The organism is Wolbachia endosymbiont (group A) of Udea olivalis (assembly GCF_964028365.1).
Taxonomy (GTDB): domain Bacteria; phylum Pseudomonadota; class Alphaproteobacteria; order Rickettsiales; family Anaplasmataceae; genus Wolbachia; species Wolbachia pipientis.
In genome coordinates this window covers 440,732-467,447 of sequence record NZ_OZ034773.1, presented here as the reverse complement: position 1 = coordinate 467,447, position 26,716 = coordinate 440,732, and the positions used below count along the sequence as shown (strand labels likewise).

Sequence of the window (26,716 nt, the reverse complement as noted above, 5' to 3'; positions counted from 1 at the left end):
GGGCTGGCGGAGTTTGTCAAGGAAGTTTTTCGTTTCTGTGAACCACCTGCTAACCGACAGCTAACATTAACTACCGATATCGTATCTGAAGAAGCCCCCTGGCCATTCTAAAAAATTTAATGCTGAGTACAGCTTACTTTTGGCTTCCTCTATAGTGCTCCCTTCTGCTACTATATTTAGCACTCTTCCGCCATCGGAAACTAAGTTACCACTTTCATCGAATTTAGTACCAGCATGAAACACCAACACACCAGGAATGCTTTCAATCTTATCTAATCCTTTAATTACTTCTCCCTTTTGATAATCACCCGGATAGCCTTTACTTGCAACAACTACACAAACTGTAGATTTGTTGTTAAGTTCCACCATTTTGACATTTAACTTTCCTTCTGCAACTGACAACATCAATTTTAACAAATCGCAATTTGAATCAAATCTAGGTAATATAGATTGCGTTTCTGGATCACCGAATCTAACGTTATACTCGAGAAGTTTTGGGCTATCTTTGCAAATCATTAAACCAGCAAAGAGTACTCCTTTATAAGACGTACCCATGTTAACCAATGCTTGAGCTGTAGGGTATATTATTTTTTGGATAATTTTTTGCTCCATGTCCTTACTTATAATTGAAGGTGATGAGTACGACCCCATACCTCCAGTATTTTGGCTTTCATTACTTTCATCAACTCTCTTATAATCTTTTGCACACCCAAGAGTTACTACTTTCAACCCATCAATAAGAGCAAAAAAACTTACTTCTTCTCCAACTAAAAACTCTTCTATGATTATTTCTTCACCTGATTCACCAAATTTTTTCTCCACTAGCATTGAATTTATTGCTGAAAAAGCTTCGCTTTCTGTATTACATATAACCACCCCTTTTCCTGCTGCAATTCCATTTGCTTTCACTACAAGTGGAAACTTTATTTTATTGCTACGTACAAAATCTTTAGCTAACCCTTCATCAACAAAACACTCGTACTTGGCAGTTGGTATACCATATCGTTTACATAGTTCCTTGGTGAAAGACTTCGATCCCTCAAGTTTTGCAGTTGCTTGACTTGGAGCAAAAACATTTATTCCCTCTGCAACTAAATCATCAGCAAGCCCATCAATTATTGGTTGTTCTGGACCAATAACAACCAACTCTATATTTTCTCTCTTGCAAAATTGTGTAACATCTACTGAATTTTGAATATTTACATCCACAAGAGCCCCAAGATCTTTCATAGCTTGGCGACCAGGAGTTACATATAACTCAGTCAAGATAGGAGATTTTTTTAGAGCCCAAAGTAGAGCGTGCTCACGCCCACCAGAACCTATAACCAGAACCTTCATCTTTATTTCCTCGCTTTTCTATATGTCAAAATTATTATTTGCTTATAACAGTATCATTACTCATGTATTTTTGCAACACGTTTGGTATTGCAATCGACCCGTCAGAATTTTGATAATTCTCCATTATGGCAATAATCGTTCTTCCTATAGCTAAAGCTGAGCCGTTTAAAGTGTGAATATATTTTTTCATCTTTTTATCAGTTTCTGAAGAGTATTTAGCGTTCATCCTTCTTGCTTGAAATGCACCACAATTTGAGCAGCTTGATATTTCTCTATATTTATTTTGCCCAGGTAACCATACCTCTATGTCATAAGTCCTTTGTGCAGCAAAACCCATATCGCCACTGCAAAGCAGCATTACTCTGTATGGCAATTCTAATTTTTTTAATATCTCTTCAGCAACACTCGTCATACGCTCAAGCTCATCATTTGATTGGTCTTCAGTTGTGATGCTTACCAACTCCACTTTACCAAATTGGTGTTGCCTTATCATGCCCCTGGTATCGCGACCTGCACTACCTGCTTCTTTACGAAAGCACTCCGAATATGCAGTAAAGCGAATAGGCAGTTCTTTTTCTTCCATTATTTTGTCAGCAACTAAATTTGTTAAAAACACTTCACTTGTTGGAATCAACCTCAATTCGTCGGTAGTTAAATACGAATCGTCAGAAAATTTCGGTAGCTGACCAACATTATACATAGCTTCGTTTTTCACCAAAGCCGGGTGGTACACCTCAGTATAGCCAAATTCATTAACATGCATTTCAAGCATACAATTTATTAGCGCTCGTCCAAGCTTAGCTAACTGTCCTTTTAATATCGTAAATCTTGATCCGGAAATTCTCGCCGCTTGTTCGAAGTCCATTAAACCTAACTTTTCCCCGAGCTCATAATGAGATTTTGCTGTAAAATCAAACTGTCTTTTTCCTCCATATCTTCTCACCTCTAAATTAGAGTTCTCATCTGCGCCTATTGGCACATCTTGCGCAGGAATATTCGGCAAGTTAGATAAAACATTCACTAACTTATCCTTTTCTGCTTGTTCTTTTAAGCTGATTGCCTCTATCTCATTTGTGATGCTTTTTGACAACTCTATTTGCTCTTCACAGGGGCTCTTGCTCATTTTAAGCTTTTTTATTTCCTCTGTGATTTCATTGCGCTGCCTATTCAAATCCTGCAGTTTAGTGGTTAATGATCTTTTCTCGTGATCGATTTCTAATATCTCTTCCGCAGTAGATTCTCTAATTCCCCTGCTTTTCATTGCCTTTTCAAATCCTTCAGGGTTTTTGCGTATATATTCTATATCGTGCATATATTGTGCTATTACTAACATTGTTACTGTACTCCAAAAGCTCTTAATATTCAATATATTCTCATACTACTAAAATTATTATGGTTGATTTTTTTGTTAGAATTTGTTAAAATTTAATTAACTTAGCGTTCATAGGGTGTAGTATGTTGGGTATTACAAAAAATAATCAGAAAGAGAGCACTGACTTTGCTGGTGAGGAATTCGTTATCTACGCTACTTGTGTATGCCTAGCAGCCACATTCGCTGCTGGCTGTTTAGGGGCGGTAATAGGATCCCCTCTATTGACCTTTCCACTTGCTATGCTCATCTCTAACCCCGTAGTTTGGGTTTTAATGGGAATAATTCTTACAGTAGCATACAAAATGGTTGTTGAACCTTTATTTTACTTAGCGAAGAACTATATTAATGGAAAAAGAGCTTCAAAGGGGGAAAAGAGTGAAGAAAAAGATACAGAACTACAAGATTTGCAAGGCAAGACTCCAGAAAAGCAAGCAAGACCGAAAACTCCTGATAGGGATAGTGGTATTTTTGACTGCAAAGAAAATAAGGATTCTTTTGTATATAAGACAAATAAAAAAGAAGATTATAAATTTTGGTTAAGTAATTTTGATATTGCAGAGATTGCAAAAAGTTACTATGGATGGATGCCATATCGTAAAAAAGGTCACAGGGAATTTTCCAAAGGAGTGTTCTTTTCTTGCCTCGATAATCTTACATCTTTTCTGGGGAACCGATTGCAAGAATATAAAGATAAAGTAAAAGGGGATAACAATTTAGTATTATCTTCAATTCTTAACTTAAATAACAATCATTGGGTAACATTGGTTATTTCTCATGATGAAAAGAGTAAAAAGTTTAGAGCATATTATTGCGATTCATTTGGTGAACCATTACCAGAAGAGGTATCAAGTGCGCTACAGAAAACTCTAGGAATAAACAATAGTAGTATTAGAAACTCAAAAGCTAAACAACAAGATGATAAGTATAATTGTGGAATATTTGCCTTAGAGAATGCTAAGAAAATTACAGATATGCTGAAAGCAGGCAAATCGTTTGATGAAATTGATGATCAGCTAAAATATGAACTTAGTTCAGAGCAATTAATAGAGAAGAGAAAAGAATTTGCAAAAGCGTTGAAAAAGGATGAACAAAGCAGGGCTGGCACGCCAAGCCCTGTATTAGGTGGTCCAGGAAATATAAGTCGTAAAGATAGCGGAGTAAGTTTAGATTCAGTAGAAAGTAAGCAAACAAAAATTGTTCAATATAATACTACAGGTGATGGCAACTGCTTTTTCCATGCGGTATTTGGTGATAATAGCTCTGGTCAATATAAAACTGAAAAAGCACAAGATATGAGAATGGAATGGCACAAATTTTTAAGTCAATTTAACTCTTTGAATGATCCAAGGATGCCTGAGTTATTGAAGGGACAGATGCAGAAAGTTTTTGGTGCATTCTTAGAAAATCCAAATCATTTGATTGGTATGTCGGACTCAATAAAAGATTTGGTTCAGCATACAAACAGACGGGTAGAGAAGATCAAAAAAAAGACTAATAAATTAATAAAAAAGTTATGTTGTCTTACAACATTAAAAGAAAATGAAGTTATAGGTGATTTAAGAAGCATTAGTGCTAGTAATCTCAATATTAGTGAAAGAAAATATGATAGAAATTATAATAGTGATACTGCAGCAAATTCTTTTCTCAATGGCAAATCCATTTATAGATCTTATCTAGAGGCAATCAGCAGCCAAAGTTACCATGTTTTCATAGAAGAAATTTCTATCTTAGCTTCGCTGGCTAATATTGAAATTGACGTCTACTATAAAAATAATGGTAATGATGTAAATACATTGTTTCTGCCAAATGCGGGAATGATAAATGAAGGTTATCAGCAGAACAACGAGCTATGGGGAAATAAAGAACAAGAAACGGTATACTTGGCACCTGGTCATTATGAGAGAGCTGAGATAGTAGAGGTAGAGCCTTCTCTTATGGAAAAAGTAAGTTCGGCTATACAAAGTGTTGTAACAGTATGTGTAAATGCGCTAGGTTTGAACACATAGAATATATGTCCCTACAAGTAGGAAATTTGACAATTGATTCTCCAGTTATTTTAGCTCCAATGTCTGGAGTGACTGATTATCCGTTTAGAAGTATTGTGAAGAAACTTGGTGCAAGTTTGTTAGTTTCAGAGATGATCGCAAGCAGAGCTATGATTATGCAAACTCGCCAGAGTTTGCAAAAAGCAAAAGTCGATGCATTAACTGCTGTGCAGCTTGCTGGGTGTGAGCCAGATGTTATGGCGGAGGCTGCAAAATTAAACGAGGACATGGGAGCAAAAATTATAGACATAAACTTTGGTTGCCCTGTTAAAAAAGTTGTAAACGGTTATGCAGGATCAGCGCTAATGCGTGATGAGAAAAAAGCCGCTGAGATAATTGAAGCTGTGGTCAAAGCAGTGAATATGCCAGTTACGGTGAAAATGCGCACTGGATGGAACGATGAAAATCGCAATGCCCCGAGACTTGCGAAAATTGCCGAAGACTTAGGAGCAAAAATGATCACTGTGCATGGAAGAACAAGAGCGCAGCTTTATAATGGTCAAGCAGATTGGAAATTCGTTAGAAATGTTAAAGAGCAAGTGAAAATTCCAGTTATAGTAAATGGCGATATTAAAAATTTAAATGATATTCAGAATGCTCTCAAAGAATCTGGAGCAGACGGAGTGATGATAGGTCGTGGTGCCTACGGTAAACCTTGGCTGATTAATCAAGCAATGAACTTTCTCAGTGGAAGTGAAACTTCTGAGCCAACAGCTTCAGAGAGATTAAGCATCATACTCGAGCATTACGACAATATTCTTGAGTACTATGGAAATGACACAGGAATAAAGATGGCCCGCAAACACATAGGTTGGTACAGTAGCGGGCTTCAAGGCTCATCTGAATTTCGTGTGAGAGTAAATAACATGACAGATAGCACAGAAGTGAAAGAAAATATTATTGGCTTTTTTGGTCAAGAGACACACTAGCTGTACTCAATTCGACTGATCGTATGCCACTACGCTCTCTTCCTCACCAGAGTGTAAATGACAACCATTATCCATCAACCATTCCTCGTCATAAGTTTCAATATCAAAATATTTTTCATATTTATCCACATTATCACAAAGTGAAAGTGCTCTGATCTTATTCATAATCAAACCTGTACCAGCAGGAATTAATCTTCCTACTATAACATTTTCTTTTAATCCACTTAAAGGATCACTCTTCCCGCAGAATGCTGCTTCTGTAAGTACTTTTGTTGTCTCTTGGAAAGAGGCAGCAGAAATAAAGGAGCTAGTTTCAAGACTTGCCCTAGTAATCCCCTGCAGAATAGGAAGATAATGAGTAGACCGTTTGCCAGAGTTACTCATAGCATCATTTTCCCTATCAACTTCCAGCTTGTCAATGCTTTCGCCAACCAAGTACATAGTATCACCAGGATCAGTAATTTCCACTTTTTGTAGCATTTGTTTTAAGATCACCTCTAAATGCTTATTGTCTATACGAACACCCTGCAATCTATAAACTTGCTGTATTTCAGAAATCATATAGTGCGCTAAAGCTTCTAACCCAAGCACACGTAAAATATCATGGAGATCAGGGTCACCATCCATCAATAGATCACCTTTACGTACAAAATCACCTTCATTGACTATTACATGCTTACTTCTTGATACCAAATATTCAACTGGAGAAATTTGTTCATCTACAGGTTTAATTAATATACTGCATTTTCCTCTACGGTCTTTTTCAGAAAACGCTACATAGCCATCTATCTCACTAACAATAGCATGCTCTTTAGGACGACGTGCTTCAAATAACTCTATAACCCTCGGTAAACCACCAGTAATATCACGAGTTTTAACTGACTCTCTTGGTGTTCTTGTAATAACATCACCTGCATGAACCTTCTGGCCATCTTGTACATTGAGCACTGCACCGATTGGTATAAAATAACATGCTTCAACGCCACTTGCGAGTGTCATTACTTTACCATTATCGTCAAGCAGCACAATACGAGGACGTAAATTAGCTCCACCAGAATGCAATTTCCAGTCTTTTACTACTTTGCTTGATATTCCTGTAGATTCATCCATCACTTCAGTGATCGAAATTCCATCTTTTAAGTCCTGATAAGACACTGTACCAGTCTTCTCCGTGATAATAGGCAATGTATAAGGATCCCATTCCGCAACTTTATCGCCAATTTTTACTGACCCACTCTCATCTACATAAAGCTTAGCGCCGTAAGGTACACTGTGCTTCAACTTCTCACTACCAAGGCTATCAATCAACACGACTTCACAGGAACGGCTTATCACAATTTTATTTCCGTTTCTATCTATAATTATATTACTATTGTTTAACTTTATTTTAGCATTAATAGAAGCTATAATATTCGAGGATTCAACGCCTCTAGTCATTACTCCACCTATATGAAAAGTACGCATCGTTAACTGAGTACCTGGCTCTCCAACAGATTGAGCAGCTATAACACCAACTGCTTCACCTATTGAAACAATTTTACCAGTTGCAAGGTCTCTTCCATAACATAAAGAACATACACCAGGACTTATTTCACAAGTTAAAGGCGATCTAATTTTTACAACATCAAGACCTGCAATGCTGATTTGCTTTACTTTATCCTCATCAATTAATTCCCCTGCTTTTACTAATAATTCTTTTGTCACTGGGTTATATATATCATTTGCAGCTGTTCTACCCAGCACAACACTCTCTAGAGATGCAACTATAGTACTTCCTTCAACTGTAGCTCTCACAACAAGACCATTTTTTGTTTTACAGTCATGCTTTGTAACTATGCAATTTTGAGATACATCAACTAAACGACGAGTTAAGTATCCAGAGTTTGCAGTTTTAAGTGCAGTGTCAGCTAAACCTTTACGCGCACCGTGAGTAGAATTAAAGTATTCAAATACGTTCAATCCTTCACGGAAATTAGAAATTATAGGTGTTTCTATAATCTCACCAGAAGGTTTGGTCATGAGCCCTCGCATTCCTGCTAGCTGTTTCATCTGTGAAGTAGAACCCCTTGCACCAGAGTTAACCATCATATACACTGAGTTGTACTTACTATTTCCATCATATATAGATATTGCTTTTAACATATCATTAGCTATCATATCCGTACACTTAGACCATTCATCTATAACCTTGTTATACCTCTCACTTCTAGTTATTAGCCCATCTTGATATTGCATAGAGAATTTCTTAATTTCACCCCTCGCGTGATCAACATGTGTAGCTTTAGTTTCAGGTATAACCATATCACAACGACCAAAAGAGACACCAGAAAATGTGGCATACTCAAAGCCAAGTACCATTAATTTATCAGAAAATGCCACTGTAGCACTTTGACCACAGTTACGATATACCAAATCAACTATACCAGTTATTTCCTTGACTGTTAATATCTGATTTATTAGATCGAAGCCTAGATTCTCATGCTTAGGAAAAATTTGCCATAATATTAAACGGCCAGGAGTTGTACAAACAGTTTTATAGTGAGTTTCACCGCTGCTATTAATATACTCCATCCTATACTTTATACTAGAATGAATATGTAAAGTACCATCACTCAAGGAATGCTCAACTTCACAAAAAGCACCAAAAGATGGTAAATTATCTTCCTTAGGTTCTTGTAAAGTCAGATAATATATACCAAGTACTATATCTTTACTAGGAACTATAATCGGTCTGCCATTAGAAGGACTTAAAACGTTATTAGTGGACATCATCAACACCCTAGCTTCAAGCTGAGCTTCCAATGAAATTGGCACATGCACTGCCATTTGATCACCATCAAAATCAGCATTAAACGCCGTACAGACAAGCGGATGAAGCTGTATTGCTTTGCCTTCAATAAGGATTGGCTCAAAAGCCTGAATACCAAGTCTATGTAGCGTAGGCGCTCTATTCAACAAAACAGGATGCTCTTTTATTACCTCTTCAAGCATATCCCAAACTTCTGGTTTTTCTGCTCTTATCAACTTACTAGCAAACTTAATAGTTGGAGCCATACCATACATCTTAAGCTTTGAGTAAACAAAAGGTTTGAATAGTTCAAGAGCCATTCTTTTTGGTAATCCACACTGATTTAGTTTCAAAGTTGGACCAACAACTATTACAGAACGTCCAGAGTAGTCTACCCTTTTTCCTAAGAGGTTCTGGCGAAAACGACCCTGTTTTCCTTTTAACATATCACTAATGGACTTTTTATATCCAACAGCACCAGCTTTATTTACCAAAGTATTACGACGACTATTATCAAAAAGAGAATCAACTGCTTCTTGTAACATCCTTTTTTCATTACGAATCATAATCTCAGGAGGATTTAAGCTCAACAATTTCCTCAACCTGTTATTTCTATTAATAATAGTCCTATAATGATGATTCAGATCAGAAACTGCAGGACGACCACTCTCAAGCGATACCAAAGGACGCAAATCAGGTGGTAAAATAGGTATAGTTGTAAGTATCATCCACTCAGGCCTATTTCCAGATTTAATGAAGTTTTCAACAATACGCAATCTCTTTATAATTTTCTTTCTTCTTATCTCAGAAGCAACAGATTCTAATTCTAGTCTTAAATCCTTCCTAATTTCATGTAAATCAAGGCGCGTTAGCAACTCTCTTATAGCTTCAACACCTTGCATAGCTACAAAACTATCGATCCCATAGCTATCTTTAGCTTCATTATAAGCTTTTTCACTAATAATCTCACCTTTTTCAAAAGGCGAAACAAGAGGATCTATTACGATATAATTATCGCTATATAAAATATTCTCAATATCTCTGAGAGACATATCTAATAATGCTCCAATTCTTGAAGGAAGCGATTTCAAAAACCATATATGAGCAACAGGAGATGCAAGCTCTATATGACCCATCCTTTCTCTTCTTACTTTAGAAGATGTAACTTCTACTCCGCATTTTTCGCATATGCGACCTCTGTGTCTTCTTTTTTTGTATTTTCCACATAAACATTCATCGTCATTGACAGGGCCAAAAACCTTAGGGCAAAATAATCCACCTTTCTCAACTTTGAACGTACGATAATTTGCAGTTGAAACATCTTCTATCTCACCACAAGATATACGCTTAATACTTTCAGGGCTAGCAATCGATATGCTAACCTCATTAAAAGGTTGTGCAATGTTAGTGTGAGATATATCTTCAATCACTACATCATTTTGCTTTAAATCTACATTTAAACATAAAGAACGTAGTTCTTTTATCATCACATTAAAGGATTCAGGAATTCCACATTCAAAATTACTGTCACCTTTTATTATCGATTCATAAATCTTAACTCTACCATTAATATCATCAGACTTCACAGTTAACATTTCCTGCAAAGTATAAGCAGCACCATAGGCTTGTAATGCCCAACATTCCATTTCACCAAAACGCTGACCACCAAAATGAGATTTTCCTCCAAGAGGTTGTTGAGTAACCAAACTATAAGGCCCTACTGAACGCGCATGAATTTTACCATCAACCAAGTGGTGCAACTTAAGCATGTACATGTAACCAACTGTAACCTTGCGGTCGAATTTTTCACCACTGCAACCGTCATATAATACAGCTTGTCCAGAGTTATCTAAACCAGCAAGTTCAAATAATTTTGCTATTTGTTCATCTTTTGGACCCTCAAATACAGGTGCAGCAACAGGAACGCCATCACGTAATTTGCGTGCAAATTCAATGAGATTATTATCACTAATATTACGAATATCATTACAGATAGATACGTTACTGCCATAGCTATAAACCTCAATCAGGAAGTTACGTAAATTGCTGTATGAACTTTTACAAGAGTTCAAATAGTTCTCTACTAACTCATTCAACTCGTCATTTAGTGCATTCTTATTAGGTGTATTTAAAACAGAAGCCGTTATTTCATCATCATCAATATTTTCAATTTTTTTATTATCAAGGTATGCTACTGCAAATTGTGTAAAATTATCATCGTTAAGGGACCTAATTCCCTTGCAAAAAGCACTTTTGATCTTATTGATCTCATCGAGAATATTACTTACCTTTTCCCCTAATTTTCTACAAGCCCAACCTACATGCGTTTCCAGTATTTGCCCTACATTCATTCGTGAAGGAACACCAAGAGGGTTAAGAATAATATCAACAGGAGTACCATCTTCCAAATAAGGCATATCTTCCACTGGCACAACTCGAGAAATCACACCTTTATTTCCATGTCTACCAGCCATTTTATCCCCTGGTTGCAGACTATGTTTCACAGCAATGAAAACTTTTACTGACATCGACACACCTTGAGGCAGGTCATAACCTTCATGTAATTTTTCTACTTTTCGCTTAAACTGTGCTATTGCATGTGATACTTTTTCATCAAAATCTTTTTTTAAGCTCTTAACTTGCTCAGAAATGGATTGGTTTTTTAATCCTATACCCCACCATTGCTCACGTTCAATAGAGTCAAATTTTTCTCGATCTTGAGAACCAGAATTAATAAGAAGTTTCTTCAATTCATCATAGAAATATTCACTAGTAACATTGATTATATAATCTCGCTCTTCCTCAAAGTCATTTATCTCTTTTTGTTTGATGAGTAATGCCCTTTCATTTTCTTCAACCCCCCTGCGTGTAAAGACTTGTACATCAATTACTGTCCCTTCAACATCTGGAGATGTATATAAAGAGGAATCCGCACAATCGAATGACTTTTCACCAAAAATTGTCATTAATAACTTCGTTTCAGGAGGCAATGAAAGAGAAGGTTTAGGTGTAACTTTACCTACCAGAATATAGCCTGGACCAACTCTTGTACCAATTTTCACTATACCACTATCATCCAAGTGATATAGATTTTCTTCATTAACACCAGGTATAGCACGAGTTATTTTTTCTGATCCTAAAGGGGTATCATGTACAACACAGTCAAATTCTTCTATATGAATAGAAGTAAAGAGATCTTTTTTAACAACTTCACTAGAAATAATAATAGAGTCTTCAAAATTATAACCTTGCCAAGACATAAAAGCGACTAGCAAATTTTTACCAAGCGCCAACTCACCACTGTTAATTGCAGGACCATCAGCTATTACATCACCCTTTTTAACATAATCACCTACGCACACTAGCGGTCTTTGATTAATACAAGTATTATGGTTAGAACGCTGAAACTTCCTTAGATGATAAATATCTACGTCCAAGTAGTTAACCCTTTCTTTATCAAAAGCACGTATAACTATAGAGTTACTATCAGAACTATCAACTATGCCATCGCGTTTTGCTAAAACTACAGCACCAGAGCCAGAAGCTACAAAAGACTCCATACCAGTAGCAACCAGAGGAGCGGTAGGCTTCAATAAAGGTACGGCCTGACGTTGCATATTTGAGCCCATTAATGCTCTATTAGCATCATCATTTTCTAAAAATGGAATCAAGGAAGCTGCAACTGATATTACCTGCTTAGGAGATACGTCAATGTAACTAACTTGGTCGCTACTTACCATGACGAAGCTACCAGCATATCTACAGTATAGCATGTCATCAACAAAGCAATTATTTTCATCAAGCTTTACGCTAGTGTCAGCTATATGATGTGAGCCTTCGTCTATAGCAGAAAGATACTCAATTTGATCAGTAACAACCCTATTGACTACTTTTCTATAAGGGCTTTCAATGAAACCATATTTATTAATACGCGCGTATATAGCTAAGCTGTTGATTAACCCTATATTTTGCCCTTCAGGAGTCTCAATAGGGCAAATTCTTCCATAATGAGTTGGATGAACATCACGCACCTCAAATCCTGCCCGTTCTCTTGTTAAACCGCCAGGACCTAACGCGGATAACCTTCTTTTATGTGTTATTTCAGATAACGGATTAGTCTGATCCATAAATTGAGATAATTGAGAAGAATTGAAGAAATCTCTTAAGACATTAGTTAACACTTTTGGATTAATAAAATCAGATGGAGAAACTTTATCTAAACTAGAAGTGGACATAGAATCAACTATTGCGCGTTCCAATTTCAACAACCCAGTTCTAAATTGATTTTCTATAAACTCTCCAACTGATCTTACTCTTCTGTTTCCTAAATGATCAATATCATCTACAGATCCTTGACCGTCACGTAACAATACTATTTTTTTCACAATTTCAATAATATCTTCATGCGTTAAAACAGTTAAATCCTCATCATAATTTAATCCAAGGTAAGAGTTAAGCTTCAACCTACCAATGTTAGACAAATCATAATATTCCGGACTGAAGAAAAGATTACGGAAAAACTCTTCTACTATCTCTAAAACAGGAACTTCACCAGGACGCAAAACTCTATATATTTCATATAGTGCATCCTGATAAGACATGTTTTCATCTAAGAAAAGCGTATTTAATATATAAGGTCCAACAAACAAATTATCTATGTTCAACACTGATATTTCATCTACAGATAATAACTCAAGCTTCTTTATGTCTTCCAGCTTTATAGATTCACCAGCAGATAAAATTTTCGTAGAGCTAGCACTATCCATTAAATCTTCTGCGAGGAATAAACCACATATAGAATTAAAAGGAACCAGATACTCTTTCAATTCATTATCATATAGCTTTTTAGCTAGTCTTGAGGTAATACGAACGTTAGCTTTAAGCAGCACATTACCTTCAATATCCATTAAGTCGAAAGGCAGCCTCACTCCTTTAAATTTATCAGGAACAAAAGGCACTTTCCAACCATCTTTATGTTTTACATACTTTATTTTCTCATAAAATCTATCGAGTATATCATTATTTGATAAACCCAACGCCTTTAATAAAACTGAGATTGGCAATTTTCTTTTTCTATCAACACGAAAATACAAATGGTCTTTAACATCAAATTCAATATCAAGCCAAGAACCCCTATAAGGAATAATTCTAGCAGAATAGATCAATTTACCAGAATTGTAAGTTTTTCCCTTATCGCTATCAAAGAATACACCAGGAGACCTATGCATTTGTGAGACGATAACTTTTTCCACACCATTAATGATGAAAGTGCCCTTATCAGTCATCATAGGCAACCCACAAAAGTGGACTTTCTGCTCTTCTATAGATTTTACAACGGTTGCAAGTTTAGAATGATCTCCACTCTCTTTAATCGATTTATATTCATCAAGAGAAATACCATCCTGCATAACAACAAGACGTATAGAAGCAATAACCTGAGCAGAAAAAGTTACACCACGCTTTATACACTCAGATTCATCATACTTAGGATCATCCACCCTACAACTTATAAACTCAATAGTAGCCCTACGCAAAGGATCATTTATTGGAAAGATTGTATGAAAGATAACTTCAAGTCTTTCATTACCCTTATTCTGAGGAGTAAATGAATCATACGATTCTTTTTGAACCTTAACCAAATCCAATAAAGAACCTTTTAAATCAATCGACCTAGAATAAGAAACTCTAGGAACAAAAGCACCAGAAGCGTACATATAAGAAGAATCAACCATTAAAATACCCCAAACTAATTAAAAGAGCTATATCAATATAAAATTAATACATTAAATATTATTCAAGCTCCACTTTAGTTGCTCCTGCTTCAATAAGTTTTTGCTTGATTTTTTCTGCTTCGTCTTTAGGAACATTAGCAGTCAAATCTTTAGGTAAAGATTCAACCAACTCTTTTGCTTCTTTTAAACCCAATGTAGAATTAACCTCTCTCACAGCTTTAATAACTCCTATTTTTTTACTCGCATCAATTTCTTTAATCACAACTTTATATTCAACTTTCTCTTGAGCAGCAGGAGCAGCAGCATTATCGCCAACAGGCGCCCCAGCACCAACAGCTCCACCAAGAAAAGAACCAGCAGGCAACCCTATTTTCTCTTCTAGAACTTTTACAAGTTCAGAAGCCTCTAATAGATTTAAAGATAATATTTTATCAACCAAATCACTTGTTACATTACTCATAATTACCACCTTACTTAACAATAAATTTATTTTTTAGAACTATAATAATCCAAAACTCTCATAAGCCTCATAGAAGATGAATTAATAGACAACGCCAATCGAGCAGGAATATCATAAGATATTAAACGCATAATTTTAACACGCAATTCATCCAGAGAAGGCAACTTAGCCAGTTTATTAACATCTTCCACTGTTAACAATTCATTTAAATGAGCCGCGCAAATCACAGACATTTTTTCTTTGTTAGCATTAGCAAAATCAACTATTAACTTTGCAGCTTCTACTATGCCACTAGAGTATATAATAGCAACAGGACCAGAAAATTTGCCTGATAAATAAGAAAATTTGCCAGTCCTTTCCAAAGCCAAGCGAGCCAGAGTATTTTTAACTACTAATACCCCACCTGTTATAGACTTCAGGTTATTCCTCAGGATTAATGAATCATTAGCATTTATAGATTTAAAATTTACTAATATTAAGAAATCATTATTTACAAATACGTTTATTGTGTTCTGTATAAATTCATCCTTATTTTTACGCTTCACGGTATCGCTCCCTTAAATTATATCTTCCACTTTGCTTATCTTATAAGCTTTACCCATAGTTGAATTTAAAAAAACACCCTTAAAGTAAACTCCTTTCACAGAAATAGGTTTATTATCTTTAATTACTTTAAGAAAGGCTTTTAAATTTTCTAGCAAGTCATCAATATCAAATTTAATATTTCCTAATTTACCATGAATAACACCATTTTTATCTGTTCTAAATTTTATCTGACCAGACTTAATGGTTTTAATAGCTTCTGCAATGTTAGAAGTCACAGTACCAAATTTAGGGTTAGGCATCAGCCCTTTAGCACCCAATACTTTTGCAATAGGAGTGATTTTTGCCATAAAATCAGGAGTAGTAATGCACCAATCAACATCTAATTTTCTACCTTTTTTTATTTCTTCAACTAAATCCTCTCCTCCTGCAATATCAGCACCAGCTTTTTCAGCTTCTAATAAATGTTTATCTTGAGCGAAAACAGCTACTTTAATATTCTTCCCGATACCTTTAGGCAAAACTACTGTACCACGCACCTGCTCTTCAGATTTACATGAATCTACGCCTAGATTGACCGCAACATCAACTGATTCATTAAATTTTGCTGAAGCAGACTCAACAATCTTCTCCAAACACTGCTTAGGATTACCATTATATGTATTCATTTACCTAACCTTCCACAACTTCTATACCCATAGATTTTGCAGTGCCTACAACCATTTTCACTGCTGAATCTTCATTATCCACTTTCATATCAACCATCTTGCACTTTGCCACTTTAATTATAGCAGACATAGGTAATTTAGCCACTAATTCTTTACCAGGATTACCAGAACCTTTACTTAATTTAGCTTCCTGCTTAAGTAAATAAGCCACAGGAGGACCGCTGACAGTAAAATCATGAGAGCGATCATCCTTTATGGAAATTCGCACTGTTACTAAATCACCTACTTTATAATTAGCGTTAGCAGCGCTAGTAACTTTATTAAAAGCTTCACAAAACTTAGGAACAGGTATACCACGCGGACCAAGTACTGAAGCAATTTTTGGTCCTGGAACTGCTTTTCCAGCTTCCATAAGTAAGTTAATCTTAGCAACTACAACACTCATAATTAATCCTCTATTTTCTCTACTTGAGCCAGATCAAGCTCTATTATTGTCGGCTTACCTAAAATCGATACTTCCACATTAATAATTTTTTTCTCATCGTTTACCATATTTACCTTACCAGTAAAATTTTGAAAAAGACCATCATTAATTTTCACTTTTTCACCTTTTTCATAACCATAACCTAACTTCTTTGTCTCTTGAGCATTATAAAGTGCATTACACATTGAGTGAATCTCATCATCCAAAATTACCTTTGGAATATTACCATTTTTCAAAAATCCATAAACCTTAAGAGATTTTGGTATATTATTGATAAAATTCAATACTTCATCGCATAAATTCACGTATAAAAAGACATAACCAGGAAAGCATTTCCTTCGTGTAGCAATTTTCTTAGATTTTAACTCTATTTCACTTAGCTCTTCATATGGAATAAAAACTTCCTTAAAGTAATCATTAACACCCAATCTCATAGAATTTTCCAATATATGTTGGCGCACTTTCTCTTCACAATTGGAAGCAACTCTCAAGATATACCATTTATATCTATTAAATTCTTTACACTTTAAACTTATCTCATCATCTGAAATCATCTCAAAATCACCAGATTCGCCACTACAGAATCCAGGCGTTTGATTCAAAATATTTTTGCTTTCATCACACAGATGCATATATACATACACTTCACATAACTCTTTTATATCAGACTTTGAATTACATACCGTTTGATAAGGAATAAACACTTCCTTAAAATAAACAGCATTACTTACCAATTCGCGTATGTTTTGCTCATATCCATAATCAACTTTAATGATATACCATTTATATTCACATTCCATAAATAATTCCAAATAAAGCCTTAATTACGTAAAGAGACATAAAATCCACAAAACAGAAGAAAATCGAAAAGCATAATATAACAATCATTACAACAAATAGAGATGACAACACCTCCTGTTTCTTTACCCAAGCAATTCTTCGTATTTCTTGCTTTATATCACAGAAAAAACCACACAAACTTTTTAACATTTCCACCACAACATTAATGCAGGAGCGATAGGAATTGAACCTACAACCTCTGGTTTTGGAGACCAGCGCTCTACCAATTGAGCTACACTCCTATAACTCAAACTCTCACTCCAAAATTTCAGAAACAACACCAGAACCAACAGTTCTACCGCCTTCTCTTATCGCAAAACGCAATCCCTTATCCATTGCTATCGGTACTTGCAATTCTACTTCTACACTCACATTATCTCCTGGCATTACCATCTCCTTCCCATCTAGCAATTTTATGCTCCCAGTTACATCCGTTGTCCTTAAATAAAACTGTGGCTGGTAATTCGCAAAAAATGGTGTATGCCTTCCTCCTTCCTCTTTCTTTAATATATAAACCTCCGCCTTAAACTTTCTATGCGGTGTTATCGTCCCCGGTTTCGCTAATACTTGCCCTCTCTCCACTTCTTCTCTTTTTGTTCCTCTTAACAATATTCCTACATTGAGTCCTGCACTTCCCTTATCCAGCAACTTCTTAAACATCTCAACACCTGTGCATATCGTCTTTTGCGTCGCTTTCAGACCTATTATCTCTATCTCTTCTCCCGTCTTTATCTCTCCCTTCTCTATTCTTCCTGTTACCACTGTTCCTCGCCCCGATATCGAAAATACATCTTCGATTGGCAATAAAAATGGTAAATCCACAGGCCTTGGTGGAACCGCTACATATTCATCTAACTTTTCCATCAATTTGTCTATTGATTTCTTTCCATATTCGCTGCTGTCATCCTCCAGCGCCTTGAGCGCTGAACCAACCACCACAGGCACTTCATCCCCTGGAAATCCGTATTTACTCAGTAATTCCCTCACTTCCATTTCTACTAAATCTATCATATCAGTATCAGCAACATCAGCTTTATTTATATACACCACGATATATCCAACACCTACCTGCTTCGCCAGCAATATATGCTCTCTCGTTTGTGGCATTGGCCCATCAACCCCCGACACTACCAATATCGCCGCATCCATCTGTGCTGCACCTACTATCATGTTCTTTACATAGTCAGCGTGTCCAGGACAATCAACGTGTGCATAATGCCTTTTTTCCGTCTGATACTCAACATGCGCTGTTGCTATCGTTATCCCCCTCTTCCTTTCTTCTGGCGCTTTATCTATCTGATCGTACGCTACAAAATTTCCATAATGCTTCGTTATCGCCGCTGTTAACGTCGTCTTCCCATGATCCACATGTCCTATTGTTCCCACATTTACATGCGGCTTTCCAAATGCTTCCACTACTGCTGTCATAATTATTACCCTTAATTATACTCTAACTTTAACTCATCAACCACATATTGTGGCACTTGCTCATAACAAGAAAAATGCATACTATACTGCGCCCTTCCCTGAGACATAGAACGCAAAACGTTGATATAACCAAACATATTTGCAAGAGGTACCGAAGCAGTAATTATTTTACTATTATTACCTAAATCGAGCATATCAGCAACATTTCCTCTTCTACTATTTATATCACCCATAACATCACCCATATATTCTTCAGGAGTAATGATTTCAACTTTCATTATAGGCTCCAGCATTTTTGGACCAGCTTTATTTGCCATCTCTTTAAAAGCACCTTTAGCAGCAAGTTCAAAAGCTAAAGGACTAGAATCAACCTCATGAAAAGCACCATCAAGAAGGGTAGCCTTAAAATCAATCAACGGAAATCCCGAAATTACACCACCTTCTTTTATCAACTCCAAGCCATTTTCTACCCCAGGAATATACTCTTTTGGAATAGCACCACCTACAATTTTACTTTCAAATTGAAACCCAGAACCAGGCTCAAGAGGTTCAAATTTTATTTTAACCTTAGCAAACTGACCAGCTCCACCAGATTGTTTTTTATGAATGTAATCAATTTCAACAGATTTAGTGATAGTTTCACGATATGCAACCTGAGGAGCACCGACGTTAGCCTCAACGTTAAATTCGCGCTTCATTCTATCAACAATAATCTCAAGATGGAGCTCACCCATGCCTTTCAATATAGTCTGGCCACTTTCCGCATTTACTGACATTCTCAAAGAAGGATCTTCTGCAACCAACCTATTTAGAGCAATACCTAATTTTTCCTGATCTGAAGTGGTTTTAGGTTCCACAGCAATTTCAATAACAGGCTCAGGAAATTCCATACGCTCCAATAATATAGGAAAATCAACAGAACATAAAGTATCTCCGGTGGTTGTTTTCTTTAGCCCAACTAAAGCAACTATATCTCCAGCCCTAGCCTCAGTTATATCTTCTCGGTTATTTGCATGCATAAGTAACATTCTGCCAATCCCTTCAGTTTCGTTTTTTAACGCATTTGAAACGGTAGATTTAGACTTTAATTTACCAGAATAAATACGGATAAACGTCAAGCTGCCTACAAATTTATCCGTCATCACTTTAAATGCAAGAGCAACAAATTTCTCTTTTTCTGAAGGTTTGACCTCAATTTTCTTTTCTGAATCTTTAGGATCAATTCCAACAATTACATCAACATCAATAGGAGAAGGTAAAAAGTCAACTACACCATCTAAAAGTGGTTGTACGCCTTTATTTTTAAAAGCTGATCCACATAACACAGGAACAAATTTTCCTTTAATGGTCCCATTTCTCACGCATTTTTTCAGTAAATCCACTGGCAGATCATTAGACTCAAAGTAAGTATTCATCGCTTCATCATCCATCTCAGCTGCAGCATCTAATAAAAGATTTCGATATTCTTGAGCCTTATCAAGCAAATCAGAAGGAATATCTTCATAAGAAAATTTAGCGCCCAACGTTTCTTCTTGCCATATAATGGCTTTCATAGAAATAAGGTCAATTATACCTTTGAAATCTTTCTCACTCCCTATTGGTAAATGAATAACTAAAGGTGCTGCACCAAGCTTCGTCTTTATCATATCAACACATCGATAAAAATTTGCCCCTATTCTATCCATCTTATTAACAAAGCAGATACGAGGAACGCTATATTTATCAGCTTGACGCCACACTGTCTCAGATTGAGGTTCAACTCCAGCAACTCCATCAAATACAGCAACTGCACCATCCAAAACCCTTAAAGATCTCTCAACTTCAATAGTGAAATCAACGTGACCAGGAGTGTCTATTATATTGACCCTATGATCATTCCAAAAACATGTTGTTGCAGCAGATGTGATTGTAATACCACGCTCTTTTTCCTGCTCCATCCAATCCATAGAAGCTGCACCATCGTGCACTTCACCAATTCTATTTTGCTTACCAGTATAAAATAAAATACGCTCTGTTGTGGTAGTCTTACCAGCATCTATGTGAGCCATTATCCCTATATTTCTGTATTTAGATATTCCAATTTCCATATCACAATTAATTAGCTAACATTAAAAACGAAGATGAGAAAATGCCTTATTAGCTTCAGCCATTTTATATTTTTCTTCGCACATCTTAAACGCACCACCGCGTTTATTATAAGCATCCAGTATTTCAGATTGCAAACAATCAACAGTGGTTTTTCCACTCTTTTTTCGAGCAGCAGAAGTTGCTTTAGCAATCCACCTTAACGCTAAAGAAACCGCTCTATCTTGTCGAACTTCAACAGGTACTTGATAAGTTGCACCACCAATGCGTCGAGAACGCACTTCTATAGAAGGAGTAACATTTCCTACTGCTGTCTCAAAAATTGATAACCCACCTTCGCCTATTTTCTTTTCAGCTAAAGACAAAGCGTCATAGATAATCTTTTCTGCAGTAGATTTTTTACCACATTTCATGATTGTATTAATGAAACGCATCAGCAAAACACTGCCGTAACGCGAATCAGGACTTATTTCTCTTTTTTTTGCTTTATTCCGACGAGCCATAAACTTTAACCAGATTTCTTTACACCATATTTTGAACGAGCTTTCTTTCGATTTTGCACACCACGCAGATCAAGGGCACCTCTTATTATGTGATAACGCACACCTGGCAAATCTTTAACCCGCCCACCACGTATCAAAACAACAGAGTGTTCTTGTAAATTATGACCTTCACCAGGTATATAAGCCGTCACTTCACCATACCCACTAATTTTTACTCTGGCTACTTTACGGAGTGCTGAGTTAGGCTTTCTAGGAGTTGTAGTATACACCTTAGTGCAAACACCTCTCCTTTGAGGGTTGCTTTCTCCCAAAGCTGGTACCTTTTTCTTATGGGTCAATCCTAATCTACCCTTACGTATTAATTGATTTATCGTAGGCATATGTTATAAACTCAAGCTCATTAAAATAACTAAGTTTTTAGTTATAAAATAATAAACCTCAATAGTCAATATAAAAATAAACATTACTACTCTAATAATTAAGCTCAACTGCCTTGAAAGCCATCAGTAGACTTCTTGCACTACCTCCCAAGCCACAACTGTCATTCAGTAGAAACGAAAAAACTTACTTGACACCCTTCGCCAGCCCCATTATCATGGTACTGAAGGTATTCATTTATCTTCAATCTGTGCAGATTAAATGACAACAGTATTACGTAATTGGCGTCTTATTTTTAATTTTTTGCACTATGCACACTTTACGTCTTCACAACATTTCTGGGTTTTTACCTATATAAGCTGAAACGCGCTTATAAAGCGTTTAAGACAGTATAGTACGCCAATTTGCAGGATTAGAGAGTGACAACTAGCTAATACGGGATATCTTTTGCCTTTTTTTCTGCTTAGTAAATTTCTTAAACATTTAAACTAAGGTGAGTTGCATTTAAAAGCAGCTAAATTGCAGTGTTTAAGACTTAAAAAACGCCAATACTGAAAATAGACAATGACTAGGGCTTCTTTTGCCTTTTTTTTTGCTTGGTAAATTTCTTAATATTTATGGCAACATGAACTGAGCAGGAAGGTGTCATTCCAGTGCTTGACACTGGAATCCAGTTTTCCATATAATCTCATCGAAAATGTTGTAACCACTTTCTGTGCTAGTTTGCTTGCTTACAAGCAAACTTTTCTGGATCTCAGTGTCTGGGCACTGGGATGACAGGGGAGGGAGGCTACTTGGATGACACCATTCTTTTTCCTGGATCCAAGTAGTCAGGGCACTGGGATGACAGGAGAAGGTACTAGGATGACACCCTGACCTCGTCGTCCCGCTACGTGTTAGCGGAATCTAGAGATACCGTGACGGTATGACGTAAAGCTCGCATTAGCTATACTTTTATGCTCACCAACTTAGCTGGATCCAAGTAGTCAAGCTACTTGGATCTGCAAATTGCAATGTTCGTACAGCTGCGTGCTTGACACTGGGATTTAGCGCAGCTACCCTAAACTGGAAGCTCATCTTGCTATTTTTGGCTGAAAGAAACATATTTTTAGAATAATGAAAACAATCAGCACTTTAATTCAAGAAGGATCGGAGTTATTATCGTCACATAAAGTTGAATCACCACATTTAGATTGTGAAATCATCATGCAGCACGTACTTGGAGTGGAAAGATCATTTATAATTGTGAACCATGCTGATCAAGTGCCGATGGAGAAAGAACTTTTATTTTGGAAATTAACAAAAAAAAGAGCGGAAAGATATCCAATATCGCAAATAATAGGTAATCGTGAATTCTGGAGTAAAAATTTTATAGTTAACCAGCATGTTTTAGATCCAAGGCCAGATAGTGAAACAATAATCCTAGCAGTGTTAAAATATTACCCAAACAAAAAACAGAAACTAAAAATTGCAGATTTTGGTACAGGCACAGGTTGTTTATTGATATCCGTACTTAGTGAGTATGAATATGCTGTTGGCGTCGGTTTTGAAAAAAGCTTGGAAGCATATAAAGTTGCCTATCAGAACACAAAAAAACATGATCTTCTCAGCAGAGCCAAAATACTTCCAAGTTCGTGGACAGAGTGCAGAGGTTCATTCGATCTTATAATCAGTAATCCTCCATATATTAAAAGAAGCAAATTGAAAGACTTGCAAGCTGAAGTGCAAAAGGAACCAAGAATTGCCCTTGATGGTGGTATTGATGGTTTGAGCTGTTATTTGAGCATTTTTCCAATATTGAGAAAGTGCCTTAAAAAAAATGGGTTTGCGATATTGGAGATAGGTGAAGATCAAAGCAATATTGACAAAATAATCCCCTCATACGAATTAGCTTTTCAGGAATATGTATATGACTTAGCGGGAATGAAGAGATGCATTGTTGTGAAAAGAACATAGCTAATGTTTTTTTGCCTTCATCCCATATTATCCTATATCATCCCAGTACCCTCTACCTAGTCATCCAAGTAGCGTGACTACTTGGATCTATATTTAACTAGATCCTATGGTCAAGCCATAGGACGACAGGAACGGTTTTATGCATTTTTTAAAGGGCAACATGTTTAAGCTTTGCTGGCAAAATGGAAAGTAAGACCAGCCTCTATACCGTGTGTGTGAAATAGTTGATTACCTATATTTATTTCCTCAGTTACTTTGCTACCTGAGCTAGGATTAAGCTTCTTTTTTTTATCATTATTAGGGTCGTCTACCACTTGTCCTAACCTTTTTGCTGTAAGCTTAATATCGCTACCAATAGCACCAAAACCTCTATATCCGATATGCATATTTACATCTTCGTTTATGCGATAGTCAAAGCCAGCTTTTAATTGACCTGCGGGTCTTATTGACGGTTTTTCAAACATCGTCATTCTTGTTGCACCGATCCCAATACCAACGTAAGGAGAAAAAGAGAAACGGTCACTTTTCCAATGATGATAAACATTTGCCATTACAGATATGTTCTCAATTTGGTCATGACTAACTGCAGCACTATAGAGATAAGTTTCTTTATTAGGATCCTCACCAGTCTCCTTTAGGTATGAAACAGTTATTTGGCTACTTGTTAAACCAATATTATCCACTTTTACAGAAGAATACATCCCTTCCAATTCAGCCCTATAGCTGTTGTTACCCAATTCTCCTGTGTAACCAAATGCCACATTTGCAGCAAAAGGTGGATTATAATCTCCTTTATACTCACTTAGTGACTGACCTTCTGTGTTCTGAGCACCCCTGTCATTTATAGACAAATTTTTGATACCTGTAGTGCTTGTTTTTAGTACGCTTGTGTTATTTAAATATTGACCGTAATACCTACTACCAAAGTAAAACCCTTCTGTTTCACTTGCAAAAGATTGTTGTGACAACAATAAAGCAAATGCTGTAACTGCTAATGTTTTTTTACTAATCATTACTACTCCCCTAGTTAAAATAGCTAATCTAATACTAATTAATTAAAAATGGCTTAATATGAAAAAGCTAATTATTTACATAACTTGCACTTTTCTGAGCTAAAAATAGGCAAAGTTAACCTTACTTCTCGTCATTTTTTAATTTATCCTCATCTTCAAATTCATCCTCCTCTTCTTCGTCATCAAACCCATCATCGCTCCTATCCTCATCTTCCTCGTCATCATCTTCAAACTTATCGTCGATATCTTCATCATCAATATCTTCGTCTGCAAATTCATCTGATTCATCATATACTGCATCTTCGGTTTTAGTTTCAGCAGGATAATCAACTGAATTAGGTCCCTCAAGAACATTATTCCCCTCGTTATTAACCTTATCTTTGCTCGCAGCGGCAGAAAGAACTTTGTTTGGGTCATATGGTTCTTGTGTAGGCACACGAGTTTGTTTGAGCAGCCTTCTTGTGAAGGTGGTATCACTGTAGTACAAAATTTTCTTTGATTTAATTGGGTAAGTCGACTCTATTAAAATTATCTGATCGTCACGTGGCAACATAATAACTTCTTGAGGCAATAGCAATGCTCTCTGTATTTCAGAGATATGTAATGACCTTGAAGCAGGATTTAAATCTAAAAATTTAGGCTTATTCAACGATTCTTGTTGTACAGTTTTGTTTCCTATAAGTTGCGATATTAAATTAGCTGTTTCAATATTATTGGCTGCAAAAGTTATTCTGTAAGTCGAGTTTGACAAAAAGGAGTTCATCCCTGCTTCTTCGTATATTCCTTTGAGCTGCTCAGTATCTTGAACAATTAAGAATAACCTAACTCGATAACCACGAAAATATGCAATACCTGTTTGAAATTGCTCCATTTTTCCAAGTGTAGGAAACTCATCCATTAAAAACAATACGCCATAAGGCTCGTCATCCGATGGCAATTTTCTACATAAAAACTCAGTTGCCTGTTGGTAAAAAACCTGCATTAAAGGCCTGAGCCTAGTCAAGTTGTCAGGAGTTAAACCAACATAAACTGTAATTTTCTTCTTTTTAAAATCTAGAATATTAAAATCACTTGACGCAGTTGCAGTATCAATCAATGGGTTTGCCCACAATTCAAGTGATGAGTTCATGGTTGATACAACACCTGACCTTTCTTTATCAGCTTTTTGTAAAAAAGCTGCAATATTCATATATGCTACAGGGTGTAGTATTTTACCCATTGTATCAAGAGCAACAGCAAGATTATAAACCACGTCATCACTACGCATCGTACGCACAACTTCACCAAAAGATTTAACTTTCTCTGGTGCAGCAAGTAAGTATAATACCACTCCAACAAATAAGCTTCTTGCTTCATTCTGCCAAAAGTCTTGTTCAGGCATGATTAGGTTAGCTATTTTCTGCACATCGTCAACCATCTGCCCAGGTTTTTCACTAATCCATTGTAATGGATTGTAACAGTGACTTATTCCATCTGGCTGCGCTGGATTCCATACGTATACTTTTTGTCCTTGTCGTTCTCGCCAACCACTTGTTATTTCATAGTTTTCTAATTTTATGTCGTGTACAATTACCGAGTCAGTCCAAAATAATAAATTAGGAATTACAAAGCCAACACCCTTACCAGAACCTGTAGGTGCAAATAACAATGCATGCTGAAACCCATCAGAAATGAAGTATCCTCTTTTATCTTTACCAAGCAATAATCCCTTTTTGCTTCTTAATCCTGCTTTTCGTATGTCTTTCTCTGATGCCCACTGCGAATCTCCATGAAGTGATTCCTTCTTTTTAAATGGTCGCCACTCAATTATCCTTTCTCTTAAATTCCATAAGATAATCATTAAAACAATGATAGGCAGTGCAGAAGATATAATTAATGTGATTTTGAGCTCAAGGCTATATAACTCTGGATGATGCCAACAATATTGTATATGATCAAAAATCGTTGGCCAAAGAGCTTGAGGGAAAGGCGTCAAACTAGGATTAATTGCCTTAAAATCCACAGCATCCGGACCATCAGCAAACAGAACAAACAATATACCAGATAGATAGAAGCAAAACTCAAGTACGCTAAAAGCTACTACACCTCCTATGAGAATATTACGTAGGTGATTTCCATTACTCATAAACTACTCTTCCTTAACTTATGTATAAA

The 26,716-nt window shown here is 36.2% G+C and carries 18 protein-coding genes and 1 tRNA gene; 3 read left to right on the top strand and 16 right to left on the bottom strand.

All coding sequences use genetic code 11. The features are described from left to right. Positions 1-66 precede the first annotated feature (66 nt). Both purD and serS read right to left on the bottom strand, forming a co-directional pair. Entirely contained in the window at positions 67-1,338 is a 1,272-nt protein-coding gene (gene purD, locus ABWU32_RS02140) for a phosphoribosylamine--glycine ligase (protein WP_353278735.1), read from the bottom strand. A gap of 34 nt (positions 1,339-1,372) precedes the next feature. Then, positions 1,373-2,650, bottom strand: a complete 1,278-nt coding sequence (gene serS / locus ABWU32_RS02135) for a serine--tRNA ligase (RefSeq protein WP_141457322.1) — start codon at positions 2,648-2,650, stop codon at positions 1,373-1,375. 143 nt (positions 2,651-2,793) lie between these two features. Here serS and ABWU32_RS02130 point away from each other — a divergent pair, with 143 nt between their 5' ends. Both ABWU32_RS02130 and dusB read left to right on the top strand, forming a co-directional pair. Next, positions 2,794-4,716: a C48 family peptidase gene (locus ABWU32_RS02130; protein ID WP_265027923.1), complete on the top strand. Its 1,923-nt coding sequence runs from the start codon at positions 2,794-2,796 to the stop codon at positions 4,714-4,716. A gap of 5 nt (positions 4,717-4,721) precedes the next feature. Next, the gene (gene dusB, locus ABWU32_RS02125) at positions 4,722-5,684 is read left to right on the top strand and encodes a tRNA dihydrouridine synthase DusB (RefSeq protein WP_012673040.1); all 963 of its coding nucleotides are present in this window, start codon (positions 4,722-4,724) and stop codon (positions 5,682-5,684) included. A 6-nt stretch (positions 5,685-5,690) separates the two neighbouring features. Here the strand turns inward: dusB and ABWU32_RS02120 are convergent, their stop codons facing one another. The 12 genes from ABWU32_RS02120 to rpsL form a co-directional block, all read right to left on the bottom strand. Next, positions 5,691-14,204, bottom strand: coding sequence for a DNA-directed RNA polymerase subunit beta/beta' (locus ABWU32_RS02120; protein ID WP_353278733.1), 8,514 nt, complete (start codon positions 14,202-14,204; stop codon positions 5,691-5,693). A gap of 58 nt (positions 14,205-14,262) precedes the next feature. After that, positions 14,263-14,664: a 50S ribosomal protein L7/L12 gene (gene rplL / locus ABWU32_RS02115; protein ID WP_015588768.1), complete on the bottom strand. Its 402-nt coding sequence runs from the start codon at positions 14,662-14,664 to the stop codon at positions 14,263-14,265. A 26-nt stretch (positions 14,665-14,690) separates the two neighbouring features. Further along, positions 14,691-15,209, bottom strand: a complete 519-nt coding sequence (gene rplJ / locus ABWU32_RS02110) for a 50S ribosomal protein L10 (RefSeq protein WP_015588767.1) — start codon at positions 15,207-15,209, stop codon at positions 14,691-14,693. Positions 15,210-15,221: 12 nt separating this feature from the next. Next, positions 15,222-15,875, bottom strand: a complete 654-nt coding sequence (gene rplA / locus ABWU32_RS02105) for a 50S ribosomal protein L1 (RefSeq protein ID WP_015588766.1) — start codon at positions 15,873-15,875, stop codon at positions 15,222-15,224. Positions 15,876-15,879: 4 nt separating this feature from the next. Continuing rightward, a complete protein-coding gene (locus ABWU32_RS02100; RefSeq protein ID WP_015588765.1) occupies positions 15,880-16,320 on the bottom strand; it encodes a 50S ribosomal protein L11 in 441 nt (146 codons plus the stop codon). Between the two features lie 2 nt (positions 16,321-16,322). Then, a complete protein-coding gene (gene nusG / locus ABWU32_RS02095) occupies positions 16,323-17,159 on the bottom strand; it encodes a transcription termination/antitermination protein NusG (RefSeq protein ID WP_015588764.1) in 837 nt (278 codons plus the stop codon). Beyond that, entirely contained in the window at positions 17,149-17,349 is a 201-nt protein-coding gene (secE, locus tag ABWU32_RS02090) for a preprotein translocase subunit SecE (protein WP_022626186.1), read from the bottom strand. Before secE ends, nusG begins: the two co-directional genes overlap by 11 nt. Positions 17,350-17,368: 19 nt before the next feature. Next, positions 17,369-17,441: transfer RNA gene (locus tag ABWU32_RS02085), tRNA-Trp, on the bottom strand. Between the two features lie 13 nt (positions 17,442-17,454). Continuing rightward, positions 17,455-18,627: an elongation factor Tu gene (gene tuf, locus ABWU32_RS02080; RefSeq protein ID WP_141456826.1), complete on the bottom strand. Its 1,173-nt coding sequence runs from the start codon at positions 18,625-18,627 to the stop codon at positions 17,455-17,457. Positions 18,628-18,638: 11 nt separating this feature from the next. Next, positions 18,639-20,714: an elongation factor G gene (fusA, locus tag ABWU32_RS02075; protein WP_141456828.1), complete on the bottom strand. Its 2,076-nt coding sequence runs from the start codon at positions 20,712-20,714 to the stop codon at positions 18,639-18,641. Between the two features lie 21 nt (positions 20,715-20,735). Then, a complete protein-coding gene (gene rpsG / locus ABWU32_RS02070) occupies positions 20,736-21,215 on the bottom strand; it encodes a 30S ribosomal protein S7 (RefSeq protein ID WP_007549313.1) in 480 nt (159 codons plus the stop codon). Between the two features lie 5 nt (positions 21,216-21,220). Then, a complete protein-coding gene (gene rpsL, locus ABWU32_RS02065) occupies positions 21,221-21,595 on the bottom strand; it encodes a 30S ribosomal protein S12 (RefSeq protein ID WP_006279787.1) in 375 nt (124 codons plus the stop codon). Positions 21,596-22,709: 1,114 nt separating this feature from the next. Between rpsL and prmC the strand changes: the two genes are divergently transcribed. Continuing rightward, complete coding sequence (gene prmC, locus ABWU32_RS02060) at positions 22,710-23,549, top strand: peptide chain release factor N(5)-glutamine methyltransferase (protein ID WP_353278730.1); 840 nt, start codon at positions 22,710-22,712, stop codon at positions 23,547-23,549. Between the two features lie 164 nt (positions 23,550-23,713). Here prmC and ABWU32_RS02055 read toward each other — a convergent pair whose 3' ends face one another. After that, positions 23,714-24,562 carry a P44/Msp2 family outer membrane protein gene (locus ABWU32_RS02055; RefSeq protein WP_141456832.1) on the bottom strand — a complete coding sequence of 283 codons (849 nt, stop codon included), beginning with the start codon at positions 24,560-24,562 and terminating at the stop codon, positions 23,714-23,716. Between the two features lie 121 nt (positions 24,563-24,683). Beyond that, positions 24,684-26,687: a type IV secretory system conjugative DNA transfer family protein gene (locus tag ABWU32_RS02050; RefSeq protein ID WP_077188467.1), complete on the bottom strand. Its 2,004-nt coding sequence runs from the start codon at positions 26,685-26,687 to the stop codon at positions 24,684-24,686. Positions 26,688-26,716: the final 29 nt, after the last annotated feature.